The 22,816-nt window shown below is 52.4% G+C and carries 21 protein-coding genes; 17 read left to right on the forward strand and 4 right to left on the reverse strand.

The genetic code is table 11. The features are described from left to right. The first annotated feature begins 31 nt into the window (after positions 1 to 31). From HZS52_RS11730 to HZS52_RS11765, 8 genes are all read left to right on the forward strand, one after another. Positions 32 to 1,762, forward strand: coding sequence for a dihydroxyacetone kinase family protein (locus tag HZS52_RS11730; protein ID WP_159177151.1), 1,731 nt, complete (start codon positions 32 to 34; stop codon positions 1,760 to 1,762). Between the two features lie 38 nt (positions 1,763 to 1,800). Then, positions 1,801 to 2,769: a sugar-binding transcriptional regulator gene (locus HZS52_RS11735; RefSeq protein ID WP_022522469.1), complete on the forward strand. Its 969-nt coding sequence runs from the start codon at positions 1,801 to 1,803 to the stop codon at positions 2,767 to 2,769. A 434-nt stretch (positions 2,770 to 3,203) separates the two neighbouring features. After that, entirely contained in the window at positions 3,204 to 4,310 is a 1,107-nt protein-coding gene (locus HZS52_RS11740) for an MDR/zinc-dependent alcohol dehydrogenase-like family protein (RefSeq protein ID WP_159177150.1), read from the forward strand. A gap of 69 nt (positions 4,311 to 4,379) precedes the next feature. Continuing rightward, entirely contained in the window at positions 4,380 to 5,024 is a 645-nt protein-coding gene (locus HZS52_RS11745; RefSeq protein WP_223828119.1) for a DUF2291 family protein, read from the forward strand. 9 nt (positions 5,025 to 5,033) lie between these two features. Further along, positions 5,034 to 6,575, forward strand: coding sequence for a sugar ABC transporter ATP-binding protein (locus HZS52_RS11750; protein ID WP_052475594.1), 1,542 nt, complete (start codon positions 5,034 to 5,036; stop codon positions 6,573 to 6,575). A 25-nt stretch (positions 6,576 to 6,600) separates the two neighbouring features. Continuing rightward, positions 6,601 to 7,698, forward strand: coding sequence for an ABC transporter permease (locus HZS52_RS11755; RefSeq protein WP_223828120.1), 1,098 nt, complete (start codon positions 6,601 to 6,603; stop codon positions 7,696 to 7,698). A gap of 78 nt (positions 7,699 to 7,776) precedes the next feature. Next, complete coding sequence (locus HZS52_RS11760; RefSeq protein WP_009288677.1) at positions 7,777 to 8,730, forward strand: D-ribose ABC transporter substrate-binding protein; 954 nt, start codon at positions 7,777 to 7,779, stop codon at positions 8,728 to 8,730. Between the two features lie 105 nt (positions 8,731 to 8,835). Next, complete coding sequence (locus HZS52_RS11765) at positions 8,836 to 9,741, forward strand: ribokinase (RefSeq protein WP_190374812.1); 906 nt, start codon at positions 8,836 to 8,838, stop codon at positions 9,739 to 9,741. A gap of 104 nt (positions 9,742 to 9,845) precedes the next feature. Here the strand turns inward: HZS52_RS11765 and HZS52_RS11770 are convergent, their stop codons facing one another. Genes HZS52_RS11770 through HZS52_RS11785 form a run of 4 tightly spaced genes read right to left on the reverse strand, consistent with a single transcriptional unit; the run spans position 9,846 to position 13,661 of the window. Further along, positions 9,846 to 10,634 carry an HpcH/HpaI aldolase family protein gene (locus HZS52_RS11770; protein WP_027959990.1) on the reverse strand — a complete coding sequence of 263 codons (789 nt, stop codon included), beginning with the start codon at positions 10,632 to 10,634 and terminating at the stop codon, positions 9,846 to 9,848. Next, positions 10,631 to 12,157, reverse strand: coding sequence for a tripartite tricarboxylate transporter permease (locus HZS52_RS11775; RefSeq protein WP_190374813.1), 1,527 nt, complete (start codon positions 12,155 to 12,157; stop codon positions 10,631 to 10,633). The genes HZS52_RS11770 and HZS52_RS11775 overlap by 4 nt, the downstream gene beginning before the upstream one ends. A 4-nt stretch (positions 12,158 to 12,161) precedes the next feature. Next, complete coding sequence (locus HZS52_RS11780; protein WP_022522477.1) at positions 12,162 to 12,632, reverse strand: tripartite tricarboxylate transporter TctB family protein; 471 nt, start codon at positions 12,630 to 12,632, stop codon at positions 12,162 to 12,164. 30 nt (positions 12,633 to 12,662) lie between these two features. Further along, positions 12,663 to 13,661 (reverse strand): tripartite tricarboxylate transporter substrate binding protein, encoded by a 999-nt coding sequence (locus HZS52_RS11785; RefSeq protein WP_190374814.1) that lies wholly within the window; start codon positions 13,659 to 13,661, stop codon positions 12,663 to 12,665. Between the two features lie 263 nt (positions 13,662 to 13,924). Here HZS52_RS11785 and HZS52_RS11790 point away from each other — a divergent pair, with 263 nt between their 5' ends. The 9 genes from HZS52_RS11790 (at position 13,925) to HZS52_RS11830 (ending at position 22,813) form a co-directional block, all read left to right on the forward strand. After that, positions 13,925 to 14,947, forward strand: coding sequence for a LacI family DNA-binding transcriptional regulator (locus tag HZS52_RS11790; protein WP_190374815.1), 1,023 nt, complete (start codon positions 13,925 to 13,927; stop codon positions 14,945 to 14,947). Positions 14,948 to 15,524: 577 nt separating this feature from the next. Beyond that, entirely contained in the window at positions 15,525 to 16,385 is an 861-nt protein-coding gene (locus tag HZS52_RS11795) for a transketolase (protein WP_190374816.1), read from the forward strand. A gap of 12 nt (positions 16,386 to 16,397) precedes the next feature. Beyond that, the gene (locus HZS52_RS11800; protein WP_190374817.1) at positions 16,398 to 17,393 is read left to right on the forward strand and encodes a transketolase family protein; all 996 of its coding nucleotides are present in this window, start codon (positions 16,398 to 16,400) and stop codon (positions 17,391 to 17,393) included. Positions 17,394 to 17,482: 89 nt separating this feature from the next. After that, entirely contained in the window at positions 17,483 to 18,463 is a 981-nt protein-coding gene (locus HZS52_RS11805) for a TRAP transporter substrate-binding protein (RefSeq protein WP_190374818.1), read from the forward strand. Positions 18,464 to 18,478: 15 nt separating this feature from the next. Next, the gene (locus HZS52_RS11810) at positions 18,479 to 19,042 is read left to right on the forward strand and encodes a TRAP transporter small permease (protein WP_144811024.1); all 564 of its coding nucleotides are present in this window, start codon (positions 18,479 to 18,481) and stop codon (positions 19,040 to 19,042) included. Next, entirely contained in the window at positions 19,039 to 20,298 is a 1,260-nt protein-coding gene (locus tag HZS52_RS11815; protein WP_190374819.1) for a TRAP transporter large permease, read from the forward strand. The genes HZS52_RS11810 and HZS52_RS11815 overlap by 4 nt, the downstream gene beginning before the upstream one ends. A gap of 7 nt (positions 20,299 to 20,305) precedes the next feature. Continuing rightward, positions 20,306 to 21,187 (forward strand): NAD(P)-dependent oxidoreductase, encoded by an 882-nt coding sequence (locus HZS52_RS11820; protein WP_223828121.1) that lies wholly within the window; start codon positions 20,306 to 20,308, stop codon positions 21,185 to 21,187. A 9-nt stretch (positions 21,188 to 21,196) separates the two neighbouring features. Beyond that, entirely contained in the window at positions 21,197 to 22,048 is an 852-nt protein-coding gene (locus tag HZS52_RS11825) for a sugar phosphate isomerase/epimerase family protein (RefSeq protein WP_190374821.1), read from the forward strand. A gap of 12 nt (positions 22,049 to 22,060) precedes the next feature. Then, positions 22,061 to 22,813, forward strand: coding sequence for an SDR family NAD(P)-dependent oxidoreductase (locus HZS52_RS11830; RefSeq protein WP_190374822.1), 753 nt, complete (start codon positions 22,061 to 22,063; stop codon positions 22,811 to 22,813). Positions 22,814 to 22,816: the final 3 nt, after the last annotated feature.

Here is a 22,816-nt window from a genome sequence, read left to right on the forward strand (position 1 = left end):
GCAGTTTGGCCTCACTCCAGAGGATATAATAATGACACGCCTATTTAATGATCCAAATGATTTCCCTGAAGAAGCTCGTTTAGGTTTAGTAGCTGCTCATCGCGATAAGCTGATGGCTGTGCCGGGAGGTGTCGTACGCAGTACGCGCAGCCAGCCAGATAGTGTTGCGGTCGTGGTTGGTGGTGGTAGCGGCCATTACCCCACCTTTGCGGGGTTGGTAGGGCAAGGGTTGGCCCATGGGGCGGTCATGGGAAATCTGTTTTGCTCGCCTTCTGCACAGCAAGTTTATTCCGTCGCCAAAGCCGCCAACAACGGCGGTGGTGTGCTGCTCTCTTTTGGGAATTATGCGGGGGACGTGCTGCATTTTGGTGAGGCGCGCGAGCGTTTGATTGCGGACGGTATTCCCTGTGAAATCGTGCTGGTCACTGATGATGTCGCCAGTGCACCCTTGGCGGAGATTGATAAGCGCCGGGGCATCGCAGGTGATCTAACCGTTTTCAAGGCCGCCGCCGCTGCAGCAGAAAAGGGATTATCACTGGAAGAAGTAGTTCAAGTGGCGAAAGAGGCAAATCGCTGCACGCGCTCTTTTGGAGTGGCGTTTGAGGGATGCACGTTACCGGGTGCAGCCGATTCGCTCTTTCATGTGCCCGAAGGCAGGATGGCCATAGGGCTGGGGATTCACGGCGAGCCGGGTATTAGTGAGACGGATATTCCTTCCGCAGATGGCTTGGCAGAAATCCTCGTTGCCCGATTATTGGAAGAAGTTCCTGACGGTATCAGACTCCAAGGAGCTCGGGTGGCACCGATACTCAATGGCCTGGGTACTATTAAGTATGAAGAGCTGTTCGTTATTTATCGCAAGGTTGACGAGTTGCTGCAGGAAGCTGGATTAAGCATTGTGGAGCCTGATGTGGGCGAGCTGGTGACCAGTCTTGATATGGCCGGGGTTTCGCTGACGTTGTTCTGGCTTGATAAAGACATGGAGCCGCTGTGGACCGCCGCTGCGGATGCGCCGGGCTATCGAAAAGGCAGCGTGACGCCAGCGCAGGCGCTGGATCCTGCCGAGGTAGAGGTGGTGACGCAAGATGAGATTCCCGAGGCTAGCGATGCCTCGCGAAAATTAGCGTGCGGCGTCGTTGAATCGCTCGAAGTGCTCGCAAATACGGTCAATGAAAACTGCGAGATGCTGGGCCAGATTGATGCTGTGGCTGGGGATGGTGATCACGGTATTGGTATGCAGCGGGGCAGCAGGGCTGCGCTTGAAGCGGCCAAAGAGGCTCTTGATGGCGGCGCGGGCGCGGAGACAGTGCTGCAGTGGGCTGGGCAGCGCTGGTCAGACGAAGCGGGCGGTACCTCTGGTGCTATCTGGCGGGTTATCTTAAAAGCGATGGGGGAGTCGCTTGGTAATGAGAAGCCGTTATCAGGACAGCGTCTTGCTGCTGGCGTGGTCAATGCTCGCCAGCAAGTCATGGCATTTGGTAAGGCTGAATTGGGCGATAAAACGCTTGTCGACGTGCTGGTGCCTTTTGCCGATGCCCTGTCGTGGGAGGCTGAGAAAGGCCAGGGAGCTTTGGCTTGCTGGGAATCCGCTGCACGCATAGCGAGTGAGGCTGCTGAGGCTACCAGGCAATTAATTCCCCGTGTTGGCCGCGCACGCCCATTGGCTGAAAAAAGCGTGGGTACGCCTGATGCCGGCTCTGTTTCATTGGCGCTGATTATTCAGGCGCTGATTCCTGTGTTGAAAAAGTGTCAAGCAAGCTGACATGATACATGCCCTTCAATAACCCCTGGATGCCGAGGATGAATGGTCAAGACGCTGCAGATATAGACTTAATGACAGAGATTTCAACGCTCTACTATGTGCAGGGGGAGACGCAGGAAGCGATCGCAAATAGGCTCGGGCATTCGCGTGTGCGAATAGGGCGGCTGCTCAAGCGTGCCCAGGCAGAAGGAATTGTCGATGTCCGAGTGCGCCTGCATCCCGCCGTTAGTGTTGAGATTGAGCAGGAGCTCAAACGGCGCTTTGGCCTGAAGCGAGCGTTGATTGCTCTGGATAATGCCGACCCGGATGTGCAGCGCTCGTCAGTCGCTAGCCTAGTGGCAGACCATCTGTCGCGTAGTTTGACCGATGGCCAGATCGTAGCCGTTGGCATGGGTCGTAACGTGGCCGCCGTGGCGGATAACGTTTTCCTGGCGGAGTCGTTGAAGGTTTCATTTGTGTGCGCAATTGGTGGCTCGCTGCGCGCAGGCGAGCATATGAATCCCGATCATATTTGTCGACGTTTGGCGAGTAGGTTTGGAGGTGATAGTGAGACGCTTTATGCCCCTGCGCTGGTACAGAGCGGTGAACTTAGGGATGCATTGTATGAAAACTCTACCGTGCGCCAGACGCTAGACCGGGCTCGCCGTGCGGATACCGCTTTGATTGGCGTGGGTGACGTAAGTGAAGACAGTAATATGGTGCGTATGGGGTGGTTTTCGGCCCAGGAAATTGCAGAAGCACGGCTCTCTGGAACCGTGGGCGATATGATGGGCTATGACTTTATCGATATCCATGGGAAGCCTTCCGCAACGCAGATGCAGGGGCGTGTGGTGGGACTTAATATACAGGATCTCACGCGTATTCCAGACGTTATTGCTATCGCCAGTGAAAATACTAAAGCGGTTGGGATACTGGGGGCGCTGCGTACCGGGGTTATCGATACCTTGGCGACTAGTGTCACTAACGCGCACACCATTCTGCGTCTCGATGAAGCGACTACCGGGTAAGTGCGCGCTTGATTTGTATTCAAAATCTAGGATTTCTCGGCACCTTACGCTTAGGTCGGCCCAACTTCCTCTGTTGCATTTATTGGCTTTTCTTGGGCATGTGGGCACTCTTTGGCATGCTTGGTTTCCCCCTTGTCCCTCGCTCCGATGTCAGTGATATTTGGCGGGTGCTTGTACATTTGTACGATGCTGGAACATATAGCATGGCTTTAAGTGATGCTTTCGCATGGCCGTAATAATAAATAGTTTCCATTTTTAAAATTTAAATATAAAAAACAGCCAATTATGCTATTGGTCTAAAGTATAAGATTAGAAAATTCCATTATGGATTGACTCAGCTATGCTTAAAGCAGTTAATTCATATGTACACAACAAGATCTTTTGTAAAGCGTGCGCCGCTAGCCAAGCAATACAAGATATATTAGGAGTGAGTAATGCATAACGCCGATAACAACAATCACACCGAACTGCCTCTGACCATGCAAGCCGTCGTAGCCTACGCGCCTGGTGATTATCGTCTTGAAGAGGTGGGCGTGCCGAAGGTGGGAGAGGGTGAAGTCCTGATAAAGGTTGAAGCGTGCGGAATCTGCGCAGGCGATCTCAAAGCCTATGAAGGCGCCCCCAGCTTTTGGGGAGACGAAACCCAGCCCGCTTATATCAAAGCACCGATGATTCCAGGCCATGAGTTTATTGGTCATGTGATGGCTTTAGGAGAGGGCGTTAAAAACCTTGAGGTCGGTGATCGCGTTATTTCCGAGCAAATCGTGCCTTGCTGGGAGTGCCGTTTCTGTAACCGTGGGCAGTACTGGATGTGCGAAAAGCACGATGTGTATGGATTTCAGCACAACGTAAATGGCGGTATGGCTGAATATATGGTCTTTCCCAAAGAAGCCATTAATCACAAGTTGCCAGATGAGATTCCGATGGAGAAAGCGGTTCTTATTGAACCCTATGCTTGTTCGTTACATGCCGTTAAGCGTGCGCAGATTGAACTGGGAGATGTGGTTGTCCTCTCCGGGGCAGGCACCTTAGGGCTAGGAATGATCGGTGCGATCAAAAAGTCCGGGCCTTCCAAGCTGGTCGTACTGGATCTCAATAACAAGCGCTTAGAACTTGCTAAACAGTTTGGTGCTGACATTGTCCTGAATCCCGCTGAAGTCGATGTTATTGACTACGTTAAAGGCATAACGGAAGGCTATGGTTGCGATATCTATATTGAGGCGAGCGGTGCGGTACAGTCGGTAGAGCAAGGTCTTTATATGATCCGTAAATTGGGTCGCTTTGTCGAATTTAGTGTATTCAAAGAGCCAGTGACTGTTGACTGGAGCATTATTAGCGATCGTAAAGAGCTGGATGTACTGGGTGCGCATCTAGGCCCTTATTGTTACCCACCTGTCATTGAAGGCATTGGTAATGGTGATTTCCCAACGGACCATGTGGTGACCCATAAGCTGCCGTTAGCCGAATTTCATCAAGGGCTAGATCTAATGCGCAATGACCCTAACGCGTTAAAGGTTGTGCTTATACCTGGCGGGAAGTAGGTAGTGGAAGTTTCTTATTTATAACTTATTTATAACTTATTTATAACTACAATGATAACCGGAGTGATTATGTCGGCGACATTAAATTCGGTGCCCGGTGATAAGCGTATCAGGGCCTATGTGGCAGCTGCTTTTGCTTTAGCGCTGGTTGCACTCATGGCGCTTGATACTAAAGTCATTAGTCTTACTGAACTTGAGAGCGCGGTGGGGTTTTCACCACAGCAATTTGCTCAGGAAACATTTCCAGAGATCCAAGCGTATGTCGAGAATAACGCTGTAAATGCATCGGTATTGGCGCCAGAGGTTCTCCAGGATGCCGGAGCGGCAGGTGAGAAATACGGCGTCGCTGCCGGCATTGGCCATATTGTGCCGGTCTCTTTATCCGGAGTTGCTGTAGAAAGCCGGGGGGGCGTTTACACCCTAGAGGTTGCCGATGTGCCTTCAGATATCGTCATTCGTGTGCAAACAGGCCCAGCCATTAATGGCACTACGCTGAGAGATACAACCGGCAATATTCAATTTGGCGACTTTACCAATCAGATTGAGTACCAAGATGTCGGCGCAGCGCTCAATGATGAAATGAAGCGTCAAGTGCTTGCGGATATTTCCGGACAAGAGTTAACCGGAAAAACGTTAGAGGTAGTTGGCTCTTTTACCATGATAAATCCCAAAAACTGGCTAATTACGCCGGTGAGTATAGCGATCATTGAGTGAGGGGCGGCTATGAGTATCGATACATCAACAGTGGAAGTGGCTCCGGTGATTCTTTCTGCACGCAATATCGAAAAGCGTTTCGGTGCCGTGCAAGCCCTCAAAGAAGTGAACTTCGATATATATCGAGGACAGGTGACAACGCTCTTTGGCGAAAATGGAGCGGGTAAATCTACGCTGATGAAAATTTTGTCTGGTGTCATTGCTCAGACGGCTGGGGAGATTGTATTGGAAGGAGAGAGCGTCAGCTTTTCTTCACCGTCGGATGCTGAAGCGCTGGGGATTACCATTATTCATCAGGAGTTGAGCTTGGCCCCTAACCTGAATGTGCGTGACAACATTTTTATGGGGCGTGAGCTGACTAAAGGAAGAGGCAGCGTCGACTATAAAGAAGAGGCACGTCAGGCTGAATTGTTAATGGAGGAGCTGGATGAACCGATCCACCCTCTTACCCTGGTCGAAGATCTACGGGTGGGGCAGCAACAAATCGTTGAAATCGCGAGAGCGCTGTCTAAGAACTCTCGCATTTTGATTATGGATGAACCGACTTCCGCATTGAGTGCCACGGAAGTCGAGACGTTATTCAAAGTCGTCCAGGATCTCAAAAACAAGGGTGTGTCGATTGTTTATATTTCTCACCATTTGGAGGAGGCGCTGCAGATTACCGATCATGCCGTTGTTCTCCGTGATGGGGTCATGACTGCTTATGCCCCACGTAGTGATATCGACCTGCAGTGGATCGTCAGGCATATGGTAGGAGAGAGTTTCGACCTTGGCTCACCGCCCACAGGGTATGAGCAGGGCTCCACCGCGCTCTCTATTCAGAACCTTTACATAAGCGACGATAAAGTGGCAGGTCGCTATGTTGTTGAGGATCTTTCTCTTGATGTGCGCGCAGGCGAGATTGTCTGCATTTATGGGCTAATGGGCGCTGGAAGAACTGAGTTATTGGAGTGTGTGGCAGGGCGAACCCGGCAGTCCAAGGGAGATATCTTGCTCAACTCAACTGACGTATCCCATTACAACATTGCACAGCGAATCGAGAGAGGGTTGGTGTTAGTGCCTGAGGATCGCCAGCGTGATGGGTTAGTACCCACCCTGTCAGTCGGTAGAAATCTGTCGCTAGCCAGTATTCATGCGTTTACTCGCAAGGGGCTTACTTCTTCCAGCTTGGAGGCAGAAATGATTAATTCAGCTATCGATAAGGTGCACATTAAAACAGACGGCGGGGAGGCTTCCATTGGTTCATTGTCTGGCGGTAACCAGCAAAAAGTGGTGATCGGTAAGATGTTGGCTACCCATCCAGACGTCATCATACTTGATGAGCCAAGCCGTGGTATCGACGTGGGTGCCAAGGCCGAAGTGTTCAAGTTATTGAGCCAAGGGGCTCGGCGGGGGTTGGCGGTTGTCTTTACAACATCTGAAGTGAGCGAGTGCTTGAGTATTCCACACAGAGTGCTGGTGATGAGCAAAGGACGGATCTCCGCTGAATTCAAACCGGGTGTAACGAAAGATGAAATTATGGCTGCTTCGGGCGAATCAGTTGCTGCATGATTATTCAATCGGATAGGTAATGACTATGTCTCATCACAACAATAACGCGTTACAAGTTGAAAAAGACAGTATCGATATCGTCAAGATTTTGCTGGAAGGTAGGGCTTTTTTTGCATTAATCGTGATCATTATTGTCTTTTCCATACTCTCGCCTGTTTATTTTTCAACGGGTAATTTTTTAACCATGTCTTCGCATGTGGCTGTTTTTGGCTTGCTAGGCATTGGCATGCTGTTTGTCATTCTGACTGGCGGTATCGATTTATCGGTTGGCTCTACGTTGGCACTTTGCGGAGTGTTCGCGGGTATGTTGTTAGAAGGGGTGGAGATTGAAGCGTTTAATTTGGCTTTCTTTCCTTCAGTGTGGGTCGTCGTGGTCCTTACCTGCTTACTGGGCGGCCTCGTGGGGGCTATCAATGGCGTATTAGTTGCCTACTTCAAAGTGCCTGCTTTCGTGGCCACACTGGGCATGTTGTATGTCGCGCGTGGAGCCGCACTGCTGCTAACCGATGGGTTAACGTTCAATAGTTTAAGTGGTGACCCTACATTAGGTAATACTGGGTTTGAATGGCTTGGGTTTAATAAACTATTCGGTATACCTGTAGGTGTTTTGATTCTCTTTTGTGCTGCGGTTATTTGCATGTTGGCGCTCAGTCGTACGCCGTTTGGCCGGTGGATTTACTCTACCGGTGGCAATGCGCGTGCTGCAGAGCTATCAGGGGTGCCCGTCAATCGCGTTAAGCTCTCCGTCTACATTATTTCCGGCGTGTGCGCAGCCCTGGCTGGGATTGTGCTTGCCTCACAGTTGACCTCTGCTGGGCCTACGGCAGGTACTACCTATGAGCTGACAGCGATTGCTGCTGTTGTTATCGGTGGCGCCTCACTGATGGGGGGACGTGGCACGGTTCGAAATACTTTATTGGGCGCATTTGTAATTGGCTTTCTCGCCGACGGTCTGGTCATCATCGGTGTGTCTGCTTATTGGCAAATGGTCTTCACGGGTAGCGTGATTGTCTTTGCTGTCATGTTAAATAATGTCCAATACAGTGCTAAACACAAGTCCTCTCAACAAGCCGAGAAAACGACAGAAAGTAAGCGTGAAGGTTCTAGAGCAAGTGCTACTTAACGTAGCATTGCTTAGAAGTGTGGCCTGCTCAGGTCTACCGATTCAAAGACCAACAATCATAACTATGAGGTAATAATCATGCTTCCAAAAAGTAAAAAAGTGCTTTTTACAGCTCTCGCCAGTGTCTCGATGCTCTTTAGTAGCTCTATAGTTGCTCAGGACAAGGGACTGATCTCAATTATTGTCAATGATATGTCAAACCCCTATTGGCAAACGGAAGGAACAATTGCTGAGCGTACAGCAGAAGAATTGGGCTATGATGCAAATGTAAGTTCCCATGTGGGTGACACCAACACTGAAAGCAATCAGGTCGATACGGCAATTACCAATGGGGCTAAAGCAATCATTCTCGACCCTGCTAATGCGGACGGTTCCATTGGCGCTGTGCGAAGAGCAATCGAGGCGGGAATTCCGGTATTTATTATTAACGCTGAGATTAACCAGCAGGGATTGGCCAAAGCGCAACTGGTTTCCAATAATGCGCAAGGAGCCGCGTTAGGAGCGCAACAGTGGGCAATGCAACTAGATGGCGAGGGATCCTATATAGAGTTAAAGGGACCCCCTTCTGATAATAATGCTGCGACAAGATCCAATGGCTATGAGACGGTGCTTAGCCAATACCCCGATCTTAGCCTTGCTGCGTCTGACATCGCTAACTGGGATCGGACGGAAGGGCGCAATAAAATGCAGAGCATGCTCCGTTCTCATCCTGATATTCGAGGCGTCATTAGTGGTAACGACGAAATGGCCTTAGGTGCCATTGTGGCTCTAAAACAGGAGGGGCGGCTAGACGATGTAATAGTAGGTGGTTTTGACGGTTCACCAGATGCTGTTGATGCGGTTCGCTCGGGTGAACTGGCCTATACCGTTCTACAGCCGGTGGCCGTATTTGCAGAACATGCAGTAAAAATTGCTGATCATTATATTAATACCGGAGAAACAGGGTTGGATAGTGAAAAACAGCTTTATGACTGTTTCCTTATTACTCAAGATAATGTAGATAGCTATACCTCCCCCTTTGTGTTGGAATAATAGGTTTTAGAAGAGTAAGCGTTAGAAGAGTAGGTGTTAGAGGAACTTGCCTAGAGGCCAGTCAGCTTTAAAGCTGGCTGGCTTTTTGAATAAGAGGGGGTGTCAATGATCTTTAATTTTGGTTCCATCAATATCGATTATACTTACCGTGTACCCTATTTTGTCCGCCCTGGCGAAACCTTGGAAAGCGGTGATTATAATATTGGGTTAGGTGGAAAAGGCGTCAATCAGTCACTGGCAATAGCGCGTGCCAAAGGAAGGGTGAGTCACTGGGGGCGAGTTTCATCGATAGATGCCTGGGTGACCAGTGAGCTTGAGTCTGCGGGTGTTGGTGTGAAAGATGTCGAATTGACCTCAGAGCCAAGTGGGCATGCCATTATTCAAATTGACGCACTGGGTGAAAACGCTATTCTTTTGTTCTCTGGCGCCAATCATGGTTTTACGCAGGAGAAAATGACGGCTCTTATTGCGCACACCGCTCCTGGCGACACAATACTTATTCAGAACGAATGTAACGGGCTTGATCAGCTTATTCCATTAGCAGTGAGCCACGGCTGCAAGGTGATATTTAACCCAGCACCAATGACCTCGAAGGTATCATCACTCCCTCTAGACCAATGTGAACTGCTTTTTTTTAACCGTACAGAGGCCGCCGCTTTATTAGAGATGCCGGTAGAGTCGAGCGCCGCAGATTTGCTAAGGCGTTGTAAAGAATCGCTTGGCGATGTCGAGGTGGTTCTTACCCTAGGTAGCGAGGGGGCTTGGTATCAGCGCAGCAGTGAGACTCTTTTTCAATCGGCTTTAAAGGTAAAGGCCATCGATACAACGGCCGCAGGCGATACCTTTGTGGGTTACTTCCTTGCCGCTAGGCAAGCTGGCCTAAAGCCTTCACAGTGTTTGCAAAGAGCAACAGCGGCGGCTGCCCTGGCGGTTCAAAAACGCGGCGCTGCCAGTAGTATTCCAATGGCGGAAGAGGTTGATAGATTGATGTGTCAACAAGAAGCGCTATAGAGTGCGGCAGCGATTTGTTTTCAGCATTATCTTAATCACTTTATCTTAGCGTCTTCAGAAGGCCGGCGGCAGTGACGCCCCGGCCACTAAGGACCATATCCGAATCAGGATCCTCCGAAATCAGCGGATTGTTCACGCCATAGTGCCGCCTCGTGGCGTAGGGTGCTGGCGAGCAGTGCGATGTCGTTGGGGCCGGCCACGAAGCGGTAGCCACTATTGGTCAGAGTGGTGACATCGCGACCGGGCCCGGTGATGGTGCCCATCCAGCGCCCGCTATTGGCGATGCGGCGCTCAAGATCCTCAATCAGACTGCGTACCTCGGGTGCCTCGAGACGTTCGAGCAAGCCCATTGAGCCCGCCAGGTCGTTGGGGCCGATGAACAGCATGTCTATGCCATCGACCTCGGCGATCGCCTCGACGTTATCTGCCCCTTCAGTATGCTCGATCTGGGTGATCAACAGCAGGTCATCGTTGGCTTGACTGGCGTAATCACTGAAAGCGCCGTAGCCTGAGGCGCGTACGATAGGAGCCGCATAGCCACGCTGTCCATGAGGAGGGTAGCGGCAGGCATCGACGATAGCTTGAGCCTGTGCAGCGCTATTGACCATCGGCACCATGATCGAGCGTACCCCCATATCCAGGATCTTCTTCAGGTAGGTGGGGTCGTTGGCGGGAATGCGTAAAACCGCTTCACCACCTGCTGCTTCGATGGCGCGAACTAGATGCGCGGTATGCTCGAGGCTGGAGACACCGTGCTCGTTGTCGATCAGAATGGTTTTCCAACCGGCCCAAACGGCAATTTCGGCTAGTTCGGGGCTGGCGCTTTCCAACCACAGGGCGCTAATGGCTCGACCCTGCTTAAGGGCAAGTTTGGTACGGTTGCGATGGCTCATGGATAGGTTTCCGTTTCCGCAGAGGGGCTAGGATGGCGACGACGCTGAACACTCTCATAGATACCGCGAGTCAGCAGCAACGCCCAGAGCAGCAGGGTGAGTGTGCCTAGCGCCGCCGCCCAGGGGCGATCGAAGAAGGCCAGCAAGTCGCCTTGGGCCTTCATCATCGATGTCATGAAGTTTTCCTCGACGATTGTGCCGAGAACGATACCCAGTATGGCGGGTGCCAGTGGAAAGCCATTGGCCTCCATGGCGTAACCCAGGACACCCAGCGCCAATACTGTCCAGATGGCAATGACCGAGTTGGTAATGGCGTAAGCTCCCACCAACGAGAACAGTAGTACACAGGGCATGAGGACCCGACGCGGGATACGTACCACCTGACTGGAAGCCATGATCACCAACAGGCCAGCAGGGATCATCGCGAGATTGCTTAGTGCGAAGGCGCCGTAAAGGGTATGTACCAGTTCTGGTGACTCGGTAAATATCTGCGGCCCAGGTGACATCCCGTTGAGTAGCAGGATGCCGATGGCAATAGCCGTGACGCTATCGCCGGGGATACCGAACACCAATGCTGGCGTCCAGGCGCCACCGATAGCGGCATTGTTGGCGGAGCCACCATCGGTTACGCCCTCAATGTACCCCGTACCGTAGCGTTCGGGATGGCGCGAGAAGCGCCGTGAAATCGCATAACAGATCCAAGCGGCGATATCTGCCCCGGCGCCGGGCAGCGCGCCGATCAGGGTGCCAAGTACGCTGGAGCGGGCGATGTTGCGCTTGAAGCGGCGCAGTACGAGCGCTGCCTCACGCAGCGCTTTGGAAAATGACTCTTGTACTGCATTGGCAGGTTGGTCGCGATGTCCTATCTGTGCACTGCGCAGAATCTCGCTGAGCGCAAACAGGCCGATGATGGCGGGAATAAAGCTAATGCCATCGAACAGTTCGTAATTGCCGAAGGTGAAGCGTGGATGGCCGACGGCGACATCGATGCCGATAGTGGCGATAAATAGGCCGAGGAAGAGGCTGGAAAAGCTCTTGGCGACGCTACCGTTACTAGTTAGTACCGCGCAACTCAGTCCTAGGCAGGCCAGCCAGAAGGTTTCGAAGCTGGAAAACTGCACTGCGACACGGGCCAACTGAGGGGCAATGAGCGCTAGAAGGGCGACACCAACCAGGCCTCCAATGCAGGCGGCGAACAATGACACCATCAGCGTCGAGCGGGAGCGTCCTGCGCGTGACAGGCGGTAAGCGTCCTCGACGTAGGCCGCGGAGGCGGGCGTGCCGGGGATACGCATCAAGGTGCCGGGTACGTCGCCAGCGAAAATCGCTGTGGTAGTTGTGGCGACAATGGCGCTGATGGCGATCAACGGATCCATGAAGTAGGTAAAGGGCACCAGAAGGGCCACCGCCATGGTAGCGGTTAGGCCCGGCATGGCGCCGATGAAAGTGCCGTAGAGCGTGCAGGCGAGGATGACCGCTAAGGACGTTGGGCTGAACAGGGCGGCGAGAGTAGAGGCGCTCATACAATCACCATGCCATTGGCGTCAGCAGGCCCCAGGGGAGCGGGACGCGCAGCAGTGAATAGAACAGCAGATGCACGCCGATCACCAGAGGGAGTGCTAGCAGCACTGCGCCCCCAGCACGCATCCCGAAGATCAGGGCTGTGGCGGAGACTGCCATGAAGGAAGCAATATGAAAGCCCAGGAGATCGAGCAATAGGCCATAGCCGAGTATCACGATCAGCAGGGCCATGGGGCGTGCTGCCATCCTCCAGCCTGTTTGCCGAGGTGGCATTGTCGAAGTGCTCGGCGCCTTCCGCCGCCCCCGCGACCCAAAGCCGATTAGCGCTCCGCAAACTATCAGGCCAATCGCCGCGATAGAGGGAAACAGGCCGGGGCCGTACTCCAGCCCGGCCAGGGACGGGAAGGTTGAGGCGCGCCAGAGCACCAGTGCGCCGAAGAGAACCAGTAGGCTCCCCGACAATCGATCATTGCACATGAACACCTCCTGCTTATCAATCGGCCTCGCTTATTTGGCGAGGCCGATCGCTTCGACCACTTCGCCCAATTGACGATCAGCCTCAGCGAGGAGTTGAGCGGTCTCGTGACGATTTTCGAACACTACCTGAGTGCCACTGCTGCGCTTGAACTCGGCCCAGGCTTCACTGTTGATAGCTGTCTCGATTGCTTGCTCGTAGGTGCAGGAGATCTCGTCCGGTAGACCGTCAGGGCCGCTGACCGTCACAAAGGCACTCAGTGTCCATCCACTCTCCAGTGTGTCAGCTGTCAAAGGGACTTCAGGCATCTGTGCCATCGGAGTATCGCTCATGTAGCCCAGCGCCTTTAGTTCCTCCTGTTCGATCAGGTTGCGGGCCTCAGCGAGTGAAGGTGTCGCAACATCAATGCCCCCTGCCATCAGTTCCTTGAGTGCAGGCCCAGCACCTTGGCTGGGGATCCAGCGAATGGCGTCGGGAGCCAGTCCTTCGGCCTTGAGCATACCGGCTAGGGCGAGATGCCAGATGCCGCCCTGGGCGGTTCCCGATGCGGTCAATTCTCCGGGGGTCTGGCGTGCCTCGTCGAGTAGATCCTCAAGCGTTTCGTAGGGCGAATTATTTTGTACCACTACCCCAGGCGAGCTGCGGTTAATCAATGCGATGGGCGTGATGTCCTGGTAAGTCAGCGGCGTTAGGCCGAGCCAGTGCATGGTGTCGATCTCGACAGTGGCGGCACCAATGGTATAGCCGTCAGGTCTGCCACGCGCGAGCGAGGTGTGGCCTACAACGCCGTTTCCACCGGTACGGTTGATGACGTTGAAGGGCACACCCATTTGTTCCTCAAGCAGGCTGGCCAACCGACGTGCATTGGCGTCGGTGCCGCCACCAGTACCCCAGGGAACGATGAAGGTAACGGCTCGTTCGGGCTGCCAGTGACAGGTTTCAGTGTTATCGGCTGAGGCGGAAGTGGCTGCCAACGAGGCCCATAGGGCCAGTGAGATAGTCATTATTGTTGTCGAGTTTGTGCGTGTCATGCTGTGTGCTCCTGGCAGTGGCGAGGGATATTGACGGCGTTTTTTGATAGTTGTTGGGATGCCTTCATTGTCATTTTTTACCTAGTTCAATCGATTGAATAAATACAACTTTGGTCGTTATAGAATTGGAATTCCGTGTTTACGAGGCTTGCGATATCACTAAAAAAGCCGCTATGAGAGTATGTTGCTCATAATTCCAAAAGGAGGCTGGCGTACTAGATCGCGTTCCGTCGCCTATAAATCATGGGAGTTGAGTTTTTTATATGGCAAGTCGTCCGACACTTAAAACTATCGCCGATCAGGTAGGCGTCACCGTTTCCGCAGTATCATTAGCCCTGCGTAATGATCTGCGAATTTCCCAAGCGACGCGGGAGCGTATCCAACAGGCTGCGAAGGAGCTGGGTTACGTCTATAACCGGCATGCGGCGGGGTTGCGGAGAGGCGATAGCGGCACTGTAGCGGTATGCCTTAATGATCTGAGCAACCCCTTTTTCACCGAATTCCTTGGGCATATGGAAGCGCGCTTCCGCGAGGCGGATCGCATGATGCTGTTCTGCCATGCCCATGAAACACCATCGATCCAGGCGCGCTTCATTCGTCAGATGGCCGAGCATGGTGCCGCGGGGCTGATTTTAGTGCCTGTCGCCGGTACCACCCGAGAAGATCTTGATGGGCCGCAGGTAAGGCATCTACAGGATTTTCCGCTGGTGCTGATTTCCCGGGATGTCGCTGATACAAGTTTCGATCGAGTCATCAACGACGATGTGCTAGGCATCCGTCTTTTATTCGAACACTTATATGAAGCAGGGCATAGGCGCTTTGCTTGGTTGGGTGGTGGCGGTGATACGTCCACTGCCCGTGATCGAGAATGCTCCTTCCGGCAGCAGATGGATGCTACCGGTTTGCCTGTCACCAGTGATTCGGTTCACCACGGGCCAACGACACTGGAATTCGGTGACGCCATGCTAAAGCGGCTGCTTGCGATGCCGGAACCACCGACCGCAATTATGTGTTTTTCGGACATTATCGCCTTTGGTGTGCTGGCGGCGTGCTACCGGCATGGGGTGCGCCCAGGTGTGGATATTTCTGTCACCGGTTTCGATGATATGGCTGCGGCCGCCTACTCGGCACCAGCATTGACCAGTGTGCGGGTGCGCACTGACCTAATTGGCCAGTGTGCCAGTGAGTTGCTGCTTTCTCGTATGGCGGGGGAGCAATTTCCGCCGGTTCGGAAGGTGGTGCCGCCCGAGCTGGTGGTGCGGGCGAGTACCGGGCCGGTAGCATGAGTTTCGCACTCACCTGACCTCTGCTATGGCGAAGATAGCGGTGATGGTAACTGAACGTCCTGAAATGGACGCCTATCGATCCGATCCTGCGCTACCCAACCCAACCCAACCCAACCCAACCTACCTAAACCTACACCCATGATGCCCACGTTATCAGCGTTAGGGCGTCACTTTGGCCGTACAAGAACGTAGGTGTCGGCATCATTGTTTGGTCTACCCGGTATGGAATTCTTTTAGCAGCAGCATTCGATACATCAGTGCTTGTCCTGTCGTGAGGATCTATCCAGCTATTTTTCAAATGTTTCAAAATGGTTGACCATTTTGAGTGTTGAGGTGTTTTTATTTTTCCTCTGGTATTCAAAGTCAGTGATTGTGGTTTATTTCACTGGGCAGTGATGGTTTTTTAAATAATTACATGTTTATGTTTTTAAACACTATTTTTATGAATGCGCATTGGCTTTGAGCGATTTTACTGATGTTTAATGCGCGATTCCGTTATTGTTTAGACTAAAGTTTCGTTTCAAGCCGCCGCAATTATCTCTATCTTAAAATGGTCAACCATTTGGAGGTGACTGGAATGAGTCAAACAGCTACCGCGTCGAGGGCTGGTGTTATTGAGGTGCTTCGGCAGCGAGCTTACAAAATTCGCCGCCACGCTCTGCGGATGGGTGAGGTGCAAGGGCAGGGGTACGTTGGTCAAGCGCTCGGGATTGCCGATGTTTTGGCGGTGTCTTACTTCCATGCCCTGAAGCTGGATCCCAAGAACCCTGACTGGGAAGGACGAGATCGTTTCTTGCTCTCTATCGGGCATTACGCCATCGCCTTGTACGCCGCTTTGATCGAGGCTGGTGTTATCAGCGAGGAAGAGATCGAAGACTACGGCAGCGATGACAGTATTCTGCCCATGTCAGGTATGGCCGACTACACGCCGGGCATGGAAATCACCGGTGGCTCGCTAGGTCACGGTCTGGGTATCGGCGTAGGAATGGCGCTGGGCCTCAAGCGCAAAGAGAGTACTTCACGGATTTTTAACCTGCTTTCAGATGGTGAGCTAAATGAAGGCTCGACCTGGGAAGCTGTCGCATCCGCAGCCCACTGGAAGTTGGATAACCTGATTGCCATTGTCGATGTCAACGATCAGCAGGCCGACGACAGGTCCTCCACCGTACTCAACTACGAGCCGATCGCCGATAAGTGGGTTGCGTTTGGGTGGGAAACCTACCGTGTTGATGGCAATGATCTTGAAGCGCTAGTCGAAGCCTTCGACAGTGCGCTAGCAAGTGACTCAAATAAGCCCCGGGTGATTATCTGCGACACCCTGATGGGGCGCGGTGTGCCTTTCCTCGAAGAACGTGACAAGAACCACTTTATTCGTGTTGATGAGAATGAGTGGAGTGTGGCGCTCAAACAGCTCGATGAAGTTTACGGTGTCCAGTAAGGAGGAAATGAAATGAGCGCCAAGAAGAAGCTAAAGACCTCGGCAATGATTGCGTCCATCGCGGGCGAAGACCAGCCAACGACCGCTGCGCCCTTCGGCCATGCGTTGGTAGAGGCTGCTGGGAAAAATCCCAAGATTGTTGGTATGACTGCAGATCTGGGCAAATATACCGACCTGCACATCTTCGCCCAGGCCTACCCGGATCGCTACTACCAGATGGGCATGGCTGAGCAGCTACTCATGATGGCCGGTGCGGGTATGGCACGCGAAGGCTTTATCCCTTTCGTGACGACCTATAGCGTTTTCGCCTCACGTCGTGCTTACGACTTTATTTGCCTAGCTATTGCCGAAGAGAAACTCAACGTCAAAATTGTTAGCGCACTTCCTGGGCTTACCACGGGCTATGGCCCGAGCCACCAGGCTACCGAAGATATCGCAATCTTCCGCGGCATGCCGAACCTGACCATCATCGACCCTTGTGATGCGGTTGATATCGAGCAGTCAGTTCAAGCGATGGTCGAGTTTGATGGCCCCGTCTACTTACGCCTACTGCGTGGCAAGGTGCCCCGTGTTTTAGATCGCTTTGAAGGTTACCAATTCGAGATCGGCAAGGCTAAAAGGCTGCTAGATGGAGAAGATGCCCTAATTATCTCTTCTGGGCTGATGACGATGCGTGCGATTGAGGCTGCCGATGAGCTGAGAGAGAAAGGCACCAACGTGGCGGTTTTACACTGCGCCACAATCAAGCCGCTAGACACCGATACCATTCTGGAGGAGGTTCGTCGCTATCCTGAACGTCCCGTCTTCGTGGCCGAAAACCACTCAATCATTGGTGGTCTGGGCGAAAGCATCGCATCGCTGCTGATGAAAGAGGGTGTATCTGTCAAATTTAATCAGATCGGCCTTCCCGATGAGTTTCTGGATGCCGGTGCTTTACCCACTCTGCATGATCGTTACGGTATTTCCACCAAGGAGGTGATCAAAACGCTAAAGCAGCACGTTGCATGAATCTACTAACTAAATCAAAAAACTAAGACTCCAGCTACGTTTGATAACCGCTATTTCTAACAACAAATATTTTAATAGAGAGAAACGTCATGAAAAAAACAGTTCTTGCTTCTGTCATTGCCAGCGCCTTCTTCATTAGTGGTAATGCCGCCGCTCAGCAAACCCTGCAACTCGCCCACAATGCGGCGGAAGGTAACCCCAAGTGGGATGCTTCAGAACTCTTCGCAGAGCTCGTCGAAGAAGGAACCAATGGGGAATTAATAGTCGATGTTGGTGGTAATGCGCAGTATGGCGACGATATGGAAGCCATCACCCAGATGAGAATGGGTACCTTAGCGTTTAGTACCAATAGCCAGGGCTCGACATCCAGCGTTGTACCGCAGTTCTCCATTCTGGGACTACCGTTTCTGTTCAACTCTCTTCCCAGCGCTTGGGAGGTTATGGACGGCGAAGTCGGCGATGAACTGAAAAGGCTTTCTGAAGAGAAGGGGCTTGTACTACTGGCGCTGTGGGATAACGGCATTCGTCATGTCAGCAATAATGTTCGCCCTATTGAGACCCCTGATGACTTGGAAGGCCTTAAGATTCGAACCCCTCCCGATGAGATGACGGTTGATATCTTTGAGGCGCTTGGCGCAAACCCCACCCCAATGAATTTCTCTGAACTCTATATTGCTCTTGAACAAGGGGTCGTTGATGGTCAGGAAAATCCATTAATGAATATTTACTCATCCAAGCTTCACGAGGTGCAGGACTATATTTCCTTAACCGGCCACAAGTATGAGTCAACCCCGCTGCTTATGAGCAAGATGGTCTGGGATACGCTTTCACCCGAATACCAAGAAGTGATTCAGCAAGCGGCCGTCGAGGCGGGTGAGTTCAATCGTCAAGCGTCACTTGAGGCCGACGATGCGCTGAGAAGTAAGATGGAAGAGGCGGGTGTCGCTTTTAACGAAGTAAATCCTGAACCTTTCGTCGAAGCCACTTCATCCGTTTATGACCAGTGGGCAGAAGAGTACCCAGAATTGGTCGAGATGGTCGTCAATGCGGCTCAGCGTGAAGCGCAATAACGGAAGGGGCTTTTCATGACGCTCTCAATAGAGAGCCGCGACAGTGGAGTGGGCGGGCCCACTTCACTGTTAGCGAGCTCAAAGCGTGTGATTTATCACATCTTCAAATGGGTATCCATCGTCGCCGTTGTGGCTATCTTCGTGTCGCTATTACTGGGTGTGGTGGTTCGCTATGTGTTTTCTACCAACTTGGGCTGGGTAGCGGAAGTGCCCAACTTGGTTTTTCCCTGGTTAACCATGTGCGCCATCGTCGCCGCTGCGGCAAGAAACGAGCATATTGGCGTCGAGCTGGTAGTCGAAAAGCTGCCAAGACTACCGAAGAACTTAGTGGTATTGGCCGTCAACCTAATAGCAATGATCGCTTTTAGCTTCATGGCCGTTAACGGATTGGATGTCGTTGAAATTGCAGGCTCCCAGCGATTGCCGATAACCCGGATTGGTATGTCCTGGGCTTATTGGTCAGTCGTCGTTGGTTTTATGGGGTTAGCTGTTATTTCGTTCATCAACATCGCAATGGTGCTTACCGGGGGAGATCAATCCTCTGAACCTCAAGTTTCTCACGGGGAGGAAGGGATATGACGGCCCAGATGCTCATTGGCTTTGTCTTGTTGCTGTTAATGGCGATGCCGGTTGGTTACTCGCTGGTTATAAGCGGATGGGCGGCACTATCCGTTTTTGGCCCTATGCCATCCAGTATGGCGGTTATGAAGATCTTTCAACCGACGCAAAGTTTCCCTCTGCTGGCGATACCCTTTTTTATACTCTCTGGTGGGCTGATGATGTCCGGCAAGCTAGGACAGAAGCTAGTGAGTTTAGCCTCCATGTTGGTGGGTAAATATCACGGCGGGCTCGGCCAGGTCACCGTGGTGGGCTCCACTGTATTTGGAGGGGTCTCAGGGTCTTCGGTAGCGGAGGCGTCCGCACTGGGTTCCATGCTTATCCCTTGGCAAAAGAGAGAGGGGTATCCTGGCGCTTTCGGTGCTGCTGTTACCTCAGCCTCTTCTGTGATTGCTGGCCTGATGCCGCCTTCTATCCCACTCATCCTGTTTGCTACTGTCTCGAACACCTCCATCGCATCACTGTTCATTGCCGCAGTGATTCCCGCACTGATGCTCGCGGGTGGCATGATGCTGGCCTGCAATATCATTGGCAGACGTCGTGGGTTCCCCCGTCTTACGCTCAAGTATACGGGCGCTGAAATAAGAAACACGCTGTTCACCGCTTTGCCAGCGTTGTTGATGCCGGTATTTATCGTTGTGCTACTGCGTGCGGGAATTGCCACACCCACTGAGGTAAGTGTCATTGCCGTTGCCTATGCGCTGGTGGTCAGTACGGTTATTTATCGGGATCTGACGGCTGAACGCGTCATGAGTGCGCTGACAAATACAGTGATTACCACTGGCATTGTGATGCTCATCATCGCGGCGGCCAACATCATTGCTTATATTCTGACGTCAGGCGGTGTCCCGCAGGCTGTCGCCCAATGGGCGGTGGAGTATCTGAAACACCCTATCTTAATCATTTTGGCGATCAACTTGCTGATGCTATTTATCGGCATGTTTCTCGATTTGCCCGCTGCCATCTTGCTGTTAGGGCCAACGCTGGTCTCCATCGCCAACGCGATTGGGCTAGATCTGGTGCAACTTGGCATCATCATGTGCGTGAACCTCAGTATTGGTCTGTTCACGCCCCCCATTGGTACCACTCTGTTTGTCTCTTCTGCTATTGCCCGTGAACGTATTGGCGCCGTGGTAAAGGAGCTGGGGCCTTTCTATTTGGTGGCCATTGTCGTGTTGCTGCTGGTGTCCTACGTGCCAGCTCTGATTATTTACTGAGGTGGTTATGCAAACTATCGCATTTGCAGGGCTTGGCGCCATGGGGTGGCCTATGGCAACCCGGTTGAAAAAAGGTGGTTTCAAGGTGCTGGGTATGGATGCCGTTGAGTCAACGGAAACGGCTTTCAACGACCAGGTGATGTCTCCCGAGCAAAAACAGCGCGGACTGACCCGTTGCGAAGCGCTTTTTATCATGGTGGTAAATGCAGGTCAGGTGCGTTCTGTACTGTTGGGTACCAACAGTATTGAGTCGCTTAGGCAAGGTGCTTGTGTTGTCCAAATGTCGACCATTGCCCCGGACGATGCGGCGGCTATCTCACAAGAAGTCGCGGCGATTAGGCCTGACCTTAACTTCATAGATGCCCCAGTGTCAGGCGGAGTGGTAGGCGCCGAGGCGGGTGAACTCACGATTATGGCAGCGGGCACCCAAGATGCTTTGTCGAAATGCCGTCAAGCGTTTGAAGTGTTGAGCAAAGTTGTATTTGAAGCCGGAGAGCAGCCAGGACAGGGCGCGGCGATGAAAGCAGTCAATCAACTGCTGTGCGGTGTGCACATTGCCGCTGCTGCAGAAGCGCTGGCACTGGCAGAGAAGAGCGGTATAGAGGCCTCAACAATACTAACCCTGTTACAGGGCTCATCAGCTTCCAGTTGGATGCTGAAGGATCGTGGCCCTCGGATGATCGCCGAGCCCAGTGATATTACCAGTGTGATCGATATTTTCTGCAAAGACATGGGAATTGTCTGCGACTCAGCCAAGGCCTCCAAGGCGTTTACGCCATTGGCTGAAACCGCGCGTCAGCTATTTGTTTCCAGCGCTGAGCGAGGAGAGGGCAAGTTAGATGACAGCCAGCTGATTCGCACTTACCGACTGCTTAATGGAACGGCCTAAGGGGATACAATGCCCAGTTTTATATCTGTCAGTACCGCGGCTTACGACGGCTATGATTTCGATGTGATTCTGCCATCGCTAGCGCGGTGTGGCATAAGGAATGTGGAGTTTGCCTTTATTGATGGCTATGTAGAGGCCTTCACCGACAGCGATTTTACTGCCGCTTTCGCAGCTGAGCTAAAAAGTGAAATGCAGCGCCATGGCCAACAGTGCCGCTATTTTTCCGGCCATATTGATTTGGGCATTGAGAACGCAGCCGCCCGGCTTGAAGCACGCTGTCGTTTTGCTGCGTCTTTAGGGGCCTCCTGTGTAATTACTAACGCCGCCACGCGCGAGCGCGCAGACACCTTCTTTGCACAGGCCGATACCCTGGCTGCGATTGCTCACAACTATGGTGTGCGCATTCTGCTGGAGAATCCCGGTAATGGTGTTCCCAATTTACTCGACCACGCCAGTGACGCACCCCTCTTGCTTGAGCGGCTGGACTCCCAGGCCTTCGGTATTAATTACGATATCGGCAACCTGTTAGCCCACCGCCCAGCCCGAGAACCGCTTGAAGATGCACGTGCGGCAATGAATATTGCCGATCATTTTCATCTTAAACCCTGTGCGCGCCGTGAGGGCGGCATCGATTTCGTCCCATTGGGAGCAGGAGATGTGAATGACACTGCTCTGGCGTTGGAGCTTCTTCGCCAGAATAAGCCGTTTTCACTCGAGCTTCCATTCCGCCTACATCGCGATGCCAATGCTCAACCTTGGCGTGATGAGCAACCACTGCCACTCGACGTAATCGAGTCGCGCATTTCCTGCTCTCTTATGGAGCTGTCATCACTCCACAAACAACTTACTACAAACCAATAAAAGGAAAACGCTATGTTACTTAAAGACAAGGTATGTATCGTCACTGGCGCCGCAGGTGAAAAAGGCATTGGCTTGAGAACTGCCAAGCTCTTCTATGAGCACGGAGCTTCAGTCGTCATTTCCGATATCAACGAGCAAGCCTGCGAGAAAGTGCGCAGCGAGTTTGACCCTGAGCGCTCGCTAATAGTGGTTGGAAACGTGGTGAACCGTGATGATTGCTTCAATTTAGCGAAGGCCGTCATGGATAAATTCGGCCGCATTGACGTGCTCATCAATAACGCTGGTATTACTCAGCCGGTAAAGTTCGAAGAGATTTTGCCAGAAGACTATGATCGCATTCTGGACGTTAACCTCCGGGGCATGCTCTATATGTCTCAGGCTGTCGTGCCACATATGAAAACGGCGAAATCAGGCTCAATTATTAATACCTCTTCGGTTTCTGCGCAGCGGGGTGGCGGTATCTTTGGGGGGCCGCACTACAGTGCTGCCAAGGCAGGTATGTTAGGGCTGGGCAAGGCTATGGCACGCGAGCTTGGTGCTTTTGGTATTCGTATTAACTCCGTCACGCCGGGATTAATTGCTACCGATATTACCGCTGGCAAGCTGGACGAACAGATGAAAGCCAAGATTTTAGAGGGCATCCCGCTGGCACGAATGGGCACTCCTGAAGATGTAGCCAAGGCCTTCCTGTTCTTGGCGAGTGACCTTTCCAGCTACATTACAGGGGCCACCCTGGATGTTAACGGCGGTATGCACATTCATTGATTA

Source organism: Vreelandella titanicae, assembly GCF_014697095.1.
Classification (GTDB): Bacteria; Pseudomonadota; Gammaproteobacteria; order Pseudomonadales; family Halomonadaceae; genus Vreelandella; species Vreelandella titanicae.

Coding starts and splice junctions, on each gene's coding strand:
- HZS52_RS11785 (WP_190374814.1), bottom strand. CDS start 13,661: ATGACACGCACAAACTCGACAACAATAATGACTATCTCACTGGCCCTA.
- HZS52_RS11800 (WP_190374817.1), top strand. CDS start 16,398: ATGAGCGCCAAGAAGAAGCTAAAGACCTCGGCAATGATTGCGTCCATC.
- HZS52_RS11730 (WP_159177151.1), top strand. CDS start 32: ATGACACGCCTATTTAATGATCCAAATGATTTCCCTGAAGAAGCTCGT.
- HZS52_RS11745 (WP_223828119.1), top strand. CDS start 4,380: ATGTCGGCGACATTAAATTCGGTGCCCGGTGATAAGCGTATCAGGGCC.
- HZS52_RS11820 (WP_223828121.1), top strand. CDS start 20,306: ATGCAAACTATCGCATTTGCAGGGCTTGGCGCCATGGGGTGGCCTATG.
- HZS52_RS11790 (WP_190374815.1), top strand. CDS start 13,925: ATGGCAAGTCGTCCGACACTTAAAACTATCGCCGATCAGGTAGGCGTC.
- HZS52_RS11830 (WP_190374822.1), top strand. CDS start 22,061: ATGTTACTTAAAGACAAGGTATGTATCGTCACTGGCGCCGCAGGTGAA.
- HZS52_RS11825 (WP_190374821.1), top strand. CDS start 21,197: ATGCCCAGTTTTATATCTGTCAGTACCGCGGCTTACGACGGCTATGAT.
- HZS52_RS11735 (WP_022522469.1), top strand. CDS start 1,801: ATGAATGGTCAAGACGCTGCAGATATAGACTTAATGACAGAGATTTCA.
- HZS52_RS11810 (WP_144811024.1), top strand. CDS start 18,479: ATGACGCTCTCAATAGAGAGCCGCGACAGTGGAGTGGGCGGGCCCACT.
- HZS52_RS11770 (WP_027959990.1), bottom strand. CDS start 10,634: ATGAGCCATCGCAACCGTACCAAACTTGCCCTTAAGCAGGGTCGAGCC.
- HZS52_RS11805 (WP_190374818.1), top strand. CDS start 17,483: ATGAAAAAAACAGTTCTTGCTTCTGTCATTGCCAGCGCCTTCTTCATT.
- HZS52_RS11795 (WP_190374816.1), top strand. CDS start 15,525: ATGAGTCAAACAGCTACCGCGTCGAGGGCTGGTGTTATTGAGGTGCTT.
- HZS52_RS11775 (WP_190374813.1), bottom strand. CDS start 12,157: ATGAGCGCCTCTACTCTCGCCGCCCTGTTCAGCCCAACGTCCTTAGCG.
- HZS52_RS11755 (WP_223828120.1), top strand. CDS start 6,601: ATGTCTCATCACAACAATAACGCGTTACAAGTTGAAAAAGACAGTATC.
- HZS52_RS11815 (WP_190374819.1), top strand. CDS start 19,039: ATGACGGCCCAGATGCTCATTGGCTTTGTCTTGTTGCTGTTAATGGCG.
- HZS52_RS11765 (WP_190374812.1), top strand. CDS start 8,836: ATGATCTTTAATTTTGGTTCCATCAATATCGATTATACTTACCGTGTA.
- HZS52_RS11760 (WP_009288677.1), top strand. CDS start 7,777: ATGCTTCCAAAAAGTAAAAAAGTGCTTTTTACAGCTCTCGCCAGTGTC.
- HZS52_RS11750 (WP_052475594.1), top strand. CDS start 5,034: ATGAGTATCGATACATCAACAGTGGAAGTGGCTCCGGTGATTCTTTCT.
- HZS52_RS11780 (WP_022522477.1), bottom strand. CDS start 12,632: ATGTGCAATGATCGATTGTCGGGGAGCCTACTGGTTCTCTTCGGCGCA.
- HZS52_RS11740 (WP_159177150.1), top strand. CDS start 3,204: ATGCATAACGCCGATAACAACAATCACACCGAACTGCCTCTGACCATG.